This is a genomic window from Liquorilactobacillus mali (genome assembly GCF_001437155.1).
GTDB classification, from domain to species: Bacteria; Bacillota; Bacilli; order Lactobacillales; family Lactobacillaceae; genus Liquorilactobacillus; species Liquorilactobacillus mali_A.
Genome location: NZ_JQAR01000041.1, coordinates 4,112 through 10,015 on the forward strand (window position 1 = coordinate 4,112; position 5,904 = coordinate 10,015).

Consider the following 5,904-nt stretch of genomic DNA (forward strand, 5'->3'; position numbering starts at 1 on the left):
CCTTACCAAGTCATGCTGACTAATTTGTCAAAAAATTCGGATTAAATTTGCAATCTACCTCTTTGTATTTAAATTAAGAAAAGCCAGTTGATAATGTGCAAGTCAATGATAAGTATTTGAAATCAAAATTATAAGTGGACATGTTTTGAGTTAAAAAATGAGATTAACTACTGATGATGTATTTGATTCTACACTATTTTTACGAAAAATATCATCATAATTCAATGTCTAGTTCGAAATTTATAATTAGAAACCTTTTTGGGGCAAATTACATGGATACTATTTCTTAGTTAAAATATGAGTCTAGTGACTATCGGTTGAAACTAAAGCAACTTTTTTGACAACGCTTACCAACATGCTGTAATCTTATTTAATATATAACAAATAATCTATATACTCTTTTCCATATCTAAAATCATATGATTAGGAAGATACAAGTATGAATGATAGAAAATGCACGCGAAAAAGCTGGCCGGAAGGGCGGAAAAGCAACCGCTAAGTCACATGATAAAAATTTTTATGAGAAATTAGGAGAAAAGGGTGGCGAAAAGACCGCCAAGACACACGATAAGGATTTCTATCGTGAAAACGGCAAAAAAATGTGTCCAAAATTAGTTGTAGTAAGATTAAAATACACCTCAGATTGGGGTAATTTACCCCCTGCCAAGTAAATAGATAATGCAATGACATCTATTTACTTGGCAGGGAGGGGGTTTGATTTAGAAAATCTTTGTAAATCACTATTATACAAGGAGGACTCCATGACATTAACAAATTATGCTTTAAAAAATAGTCGTTTAACTAAAGTTGATTTGGATAATAACTCTGCTATCTGGAGGAAATTAGTTGATCCAAGCAAAGCTGAATTATCATTTATTTCTAAAAAAAATGGGAATCAATGAAGATGTCTTGACAGGCCTGATAACTAACGATGATACTCGCTGTGAAGAAATTAGCAGTACCGAGACGCCTTTTGTTCTTTTATTAGTTCTTTTATTTCCAGATATTTCACATGTTAATTTGAAATTGGATAACTTGATATCTAATGTTTTTATTTTTATCTTGTCTGATGAGATTATTACTTTATTTAACTATAGTTTTTCTAATATTTTAGAAAATGTTCAGAAAGAGACGGCCCATCAAAATAACGAATCATCTATGTATATAGCTTTAAAACTTATATTATTAGCTTATAAAAAGATGCTATCTGACTTGCGCACGATAAAAGATCGTATTGACCACTTAGAAAGCCAAATGAATTCTTTGGGGCCTAATAAAACTGTCTTTTTAGAATTGTTCAATCTTCAAAAACTTATGATTGTTATTGAATCTACCTATAAAGAGGATGAATCAGTTTTAAAATTGATTAAACACCAGGGAAGCTTTTTTCAATTAAATTTAACAATTAATAAGAGTTTGTTTTCTAATATTTCCAATCAAAGAAGCCTTATTAACAGTACCTTAATTTCTTACAAAAAATTTTTAAATCATATTGGTGGTTTAATCACGAATGTGGTTTCTTTTCAGCTTAATATCATCATGAAGACATTGAGCGAGTTATCAATCGTTTTAAGTATCCCCACCATTATTTTTGGCTTTTGGGGGATGAACACGAAGGTACCACTTAGTAATGAATCCCACGGTACAGTTGTTATAATTACTGTTTCACTCATCTGCTCAATCCTTGTTTATAACTGGCTTAAGAAGAAAAAGTACCTATAACTGACAAAAAAGGTTTTCCAATTGTTATTATTAAAGAACATATATGTTTAGTCGTAAGAAAATTGCATTAACTTATGCTAAGAAGTGGTGTCGGAATATTGATATTGCTACTTAAGAGATTAACTTGGACTTTAACTTTACGATTAATTGACTAAAAAATTTACTTAATTGTAAATAATGGAGGTTATTGAAATGCCTTGGAATGAACAAAATTACCCACCATCAATGAAAAATTTGAAAAAAGTGGTTCGAAAAAAAGCTATTGAGATCGCAAATGCGCTTAAAGAAAAAAATTATGACGATAAGCGGGCCATTTCAATTGCTATGGAACAAGCGGAAAAATGGTATCAACATCGCTCTGATTTAAAAGACGACACTCCATTCAAGAAGAATTTAAGGAGGCATAGCTAATGATATCACTTTTGGAAAAACACCCAAACAAAATTACTCCTCATATACCAATAGAAAAGCCTAAAAAGCAATTACCACAAAGATTTCCAGTAAAGACTCCGCCTGAAAATCCCCAAATAAATCCAGAAAAAATATACCCTGAAAAACAACCTGAAGAGCCGGTTAGGCGTGATTAATAAGCCGTTTATGTTAGATTACAAATTCCAATTTGAAGGGGGCCACATAAATCAGAGTGAATTCCCATGAGGCATACTAAATACAATATTGGAGACTACGTTTTAAATTGCAAATAATTCGGATTAAATTTGTAATCTACCTATAGTCAAAATAAAGCCAGCGAAAGCGAGGAGGACGTCATGAAACAATACACGAAATTTTTACTGATGATTCTTGTCTCTACAGTTATTATGTATGGGTTAATGTACCTTAATGTGTTCCAATTAGATCATATTTTTCTAAGCCAAACGCGACTGTATATGGCGCTAATTATGGGCGCCACCATGGCCATTGTAATGCTGTTATTCATGTGGTCAATGTACCAGAATAAACGTTTGAACCGCCTGATCCTACTTGGTAGTGCGGTGATATTTGCTGGCTCGCTTTATCTAGTTCGTAGCCAAGCGACCGTGCACGATGCAGCTTGGTTGCAAGAAATGATCCCCCATCACTCGACCGCGATTCTAACCAGTGAACGCGCGCAACTCAGCGATCCGGAAGTCAAAGCCCTCGCACAGAAGATCGCTAAAACGCAACGTGAAGAGATCACGGAGATGAAACGATTATTGAAAAAAGTTGCCGATCAATAGCTGATAAAAAATAAGGAAGTTGACCAATCAGGCCAACTTCCTTATTTTTTAGGCTTACGCAAATTGCAATAGTAAGTTAGCCAGTGCCGATAAAGCACACAGACGAAAGGGCTCATGGGAGTTCCAGGTGGATCAGGATTAGGCGGCTCGGCCTTTACGCGCACGTGCTAATTCCTTTCGAAATACTTCAGCTGGTGTACAGAACTTAAGTAAGCGGCGCGGGAGATGGTTGAGCCGAGATTCAGCTTGACGGACCAGACTGGGTGTAGCTAGATCGAGTGATTGCCCCTTAGGAAAGTAACGTCTGAGTATACGATTGTGGACCTCATTAGTGGCGCGTTCGGCCGAGCTATAAGGGTGGGCATAATAAGTCTCGGCAATACCCTCAAGCGCAGCCGTTAGCGTGGTGAACTCTGTTCCGTTATCCGCCGTAACTGTCCGCATAACGTCACCGAATTCAGCCGTAATATTTTGCATGGCATAAGCCACAGATTCAGCGTCTTTACCCTCGATCAAGCGGACAATCTCATAGCGCGTTTTACGTTCGGTAAACGTTAATAGGACACTCTCGCTACCAGCACGTTTGCCAATGACAGTATCGATCTCAAAATGACCAAACTCGTGGCGCGTTTCTACTCGCTTTGGCCGTTCTTCAATACTACGACCGAGTAGGCGCTGATGTTGGTGCGAGTGGTGCTGGGTCGTCCGGCGTTTTGTTTTTTCCAGCTGATCAAGGTTACGGATCTCCAATAGTTGCGCATCGATATAGTTGTACAAAGTCTTCGTACAGACCATTTTGGCCGGCTTAAATAACCGGTGCTTACGGGCATAACCAACAAGCAGCGTCCGGAGACCAGCCCTCATGGCAGAACTTATCATCAAAGTAGGCTAAGAAGGCCGTCACTTGGCTAAATTTTAATGGACGTCCACAGTTTTGCCGCTTTATTTCATAGCGATTCTGAGCGGCTTCAGGGCTGTAAATTTCAAAGTAGTGTTTCTGATTATTAACGCGTTTAACTTGCGTGACTCGACCACGCTTGAGCTCATTATTGACGGTCTGGTGGCAGACGCCTAATCGAATCGCTATTTGCCGTGCTGAGCATCCTTCAATGTGCCAAGCGGCGATTTGACCGCGTTCGATTTCCGATAAATGGTGACCTTTTGGGCGTGGTGTGATAGACTGTTCTTGCATCAAGACGAAAACTTTTTTAATTGTTTGTTGTAGGAACTTCAATGATACCTGAATTTTTCGTCTTGGTGTCTTTTTTTTACCATTTTGGCTGGGTGGCTAACTTAATTATAAAACGCGCGGTCTTTTTTATTACTTATGATTTTTCAACTTGTAAGAGAGCTTGTCTTTAGCTTCTAGAGCACTCAGATATTCTGTGTAAGCTGTTATTGTGTTACTACTTAATTGCTTAGTGTAATCTTCAATCATAATAGAAAGCATTTCTGAAATAGTTCTTTTTTCTGCTGTAGTTTTAGCAAGTGCCATTAAAGCATTTCTAGAATGATTATCTAGACGTACACTTACATCAAAAGTAGGTATAACATCTTTTTCAATATCAGTAAAACCTACATCTTGTCTTGAGATAGATTTAGTTTTAACGTCTACATTCTTATCTATCTTTTTTTCATTGTCATCATTTTTGTGTTGTAAGAGATTACTCATACTACTTCACTCCTAACCTGTTTACTAACTCTTTTGCTACTGCTGTGTACACACTATGAGTAGCTTTATCCCACACATTTTTGTGGTCCTCAGTGATACCCGTTAAATCAAACCTCTTAACACGTTCCATAGCTGTTATTACATTAGTGAATAAATTGTTTTCACCAAACTCTGAAATTGCGCTTTTTAAGACTGAGTTATCTATTTTAGATTGCCCTTTGGTTAATACTGGTAAAATACCTAGAACATCAACCTTAGAATCAAACATATTAATTAAATTGGTTTGTAAATATTCTAGGAAGCTTTTAGCACCCAATAGTGAACGTTGTTGAGTCTGCAGCATGATTATTAGCCAATCACAAGCCATGAATACATTATCGTTAGTAAGACTCATTGTAGGGCTTACATCAAGGAATATAAAATCATAGTCTTTCTTAATTGACCCTAGTGCTTCCTTTAAATATGTAACCTTTTCCTTTTCTGTTAATTCTTGTTTATCAACCCATCTACTGAATAAATTCATATCAGAAGCAACTGGTAAGAGAGATAAATTATCTTTTATACGTATAATTCCCTCTTTTAAGTCTCTATGATTAATTAGTAAAGCAAATAATGAAGGATCGATAGTTATTTCAGTGTTTTCTTGGCTTTTAGTTTTAATCATAAGATCTGTAAGATTACTTTGAGGATCGCAATCTACCAATAAAGTACTGTGGCCCAAACTAGCTAATTCCCAACCTAGAAGCGCTGTAGTACTTGTTTTACCTGTACCACCTTTTTCATTAGCACAACTAATTATCATATTTTTTCCTCTTTTCATTTTCGTAGACTTCATATTTAATACAACATACATCATACTATATACTGAACACTGTGTAAAGTATACAAAGAAAACTAGTTTTCTTAATACCTTGATAATAAAGGAAAAATTATATTTATAGACTGTATACCACATACATCATGCTATATACCACATACATCATACTATATATTTACTACAGTACACTGTATACGGTATACTTAAACATTTGACGATCTTGCGATTTTGTGTTACAGTTCTTATTGTAAACAAAAAAGAGATTACCCGAAGGTAACCTCTTATATAAAGAAAAAGCCACCAGATATTGGTAGTATCTGAATGACCCGAACAAGTCTTAATTTATGTCATTATTGTAGCATGTTTTATCAACATATTCAATGTGGTGATTTTCAAAACTCAGGAGACAAGCTGAGAGATAGGTTAGTAGTACATAGGTTTCATATTTCGATATGCGACAGCTGCTTATGGATGAA

General features: G+C 35.9%; 8 protein-coding genes and 1 pseudogene. 6 read left to right on the top strand and 3 right to left on the bottom strand.

Going from position 1 to position 5,904, the window contains the following annotated elements:
- Positions 1-443 precede the first annotated feature (443 nt).
- The 6 genes from IV36_RS11280 to IV36_RS11295 all read left to right on the top strand — a co-directional run bounded on the left by IV36_RS11280 (position 444) and on the right by IV36_RS11295 (position 2,939).
- Positions 444-671: a general stress protein gene (locus tag IV36_RS11280; RefSeq protein WP_003687815.1), complete on the top strand. Its 228-nt coding sequence runs from the start codon at positions 444-446 to the stop codon at positions 669-671.
- A 90-nt stretch (positions 672-761) separates the two neighbouring features.
- On the top strand, positions 762-902 hold the full coding sequence (locus IV36_RS12160; protein WP_156648670.1) for a hypothetical protein: 141 nt from the start codon (positions 762-764) through the stop codon (positions 900-902).
- Positions 847-1,722, top strand: coding sequence for a CorA family divalent cation transporter (locus tag IV36_RS11285; RefSeq protein ID WP_003687814.1), 876 nt, complete (start codon positions 847-849; stop codon positions 1,720-1,722). The genes IV36_RS12160 and IV36_RS11285 overlap by 56 nt, the downstream gene beginning before the upstream one ends.
- A 192-nt stretch (positions 1,723-1,914) precedes the next feature.
- Entirely contained in the window at positions 1,915-2,133 is a 219-nt protein-coding gene (locus tag IV36_RS11290; RefSeq protein WP_003687813.1) for a DUF2188 domain-containing protein, read from the top strand.
- Positions 2,133-2,309, top strand: a complete 177-nt coding sequence (locus tag IV36_RS12165) for a hypothetical protein (protein WP_020090529.1) — start codon at positions 2,133-2,135, stop codon at positions 2,307-2,309. The genes IV36_RS11290 and IV36_RS12165 overlap by 1 nt, the downstream gene beginning before the upstream one ends.
- Before the next feature lie 180 nt (positions 2,310-2,489).
- Positions 2,490-2,939 (top strand): DUF305 domain-containing protein, encoded by a 450-nt coding sequence (locus IV36_RS11295; protein WP_029327463.1) that lies wholly within the window; start codon positions 2,490-2,492, stop codon positions 2,937-2,939.
- 138 nt (positions 2,940-3,077) lie between these two features.
- Here the strand turns inward: IV36_RS11295 and IV36_RS11300 are convergent.
- From IV36_RS11300 to IV36_RS11310, 3 genes and pseudogenes are all read right to left on the bottom strand, one after another.
- Positions 3,078-4,152 (bottom strand): annotated as a pseudogene (locus IV36_RS11300) (IS30 family transposase).
- A gap of 108 nt (positions 4,153-4,260) precedes the next feature.
- Entirely contained in the window at positions 4,261-4,611 is a 351-nt protein-coding gene (locus tag IV36_RS11305) for a DUF5388 domain-containing protein (RefSeq protein ID WP_003688415.1), read from the bottom strand.
- A 1-nt stretch (position 4,612) separates the two neighbouring features.
- Positions 4,613-5,413, bottom strand: a complete 801-nt coding sequence (locus IV36_RS11310; protein ID WP_003688413.1) for a ParA family protein — start codon at positions 5,411-5,413, stop codon at positions 4,613-4,615.
- Positions 5,414-5,904 lie beyond the last annotated feature (491 nt).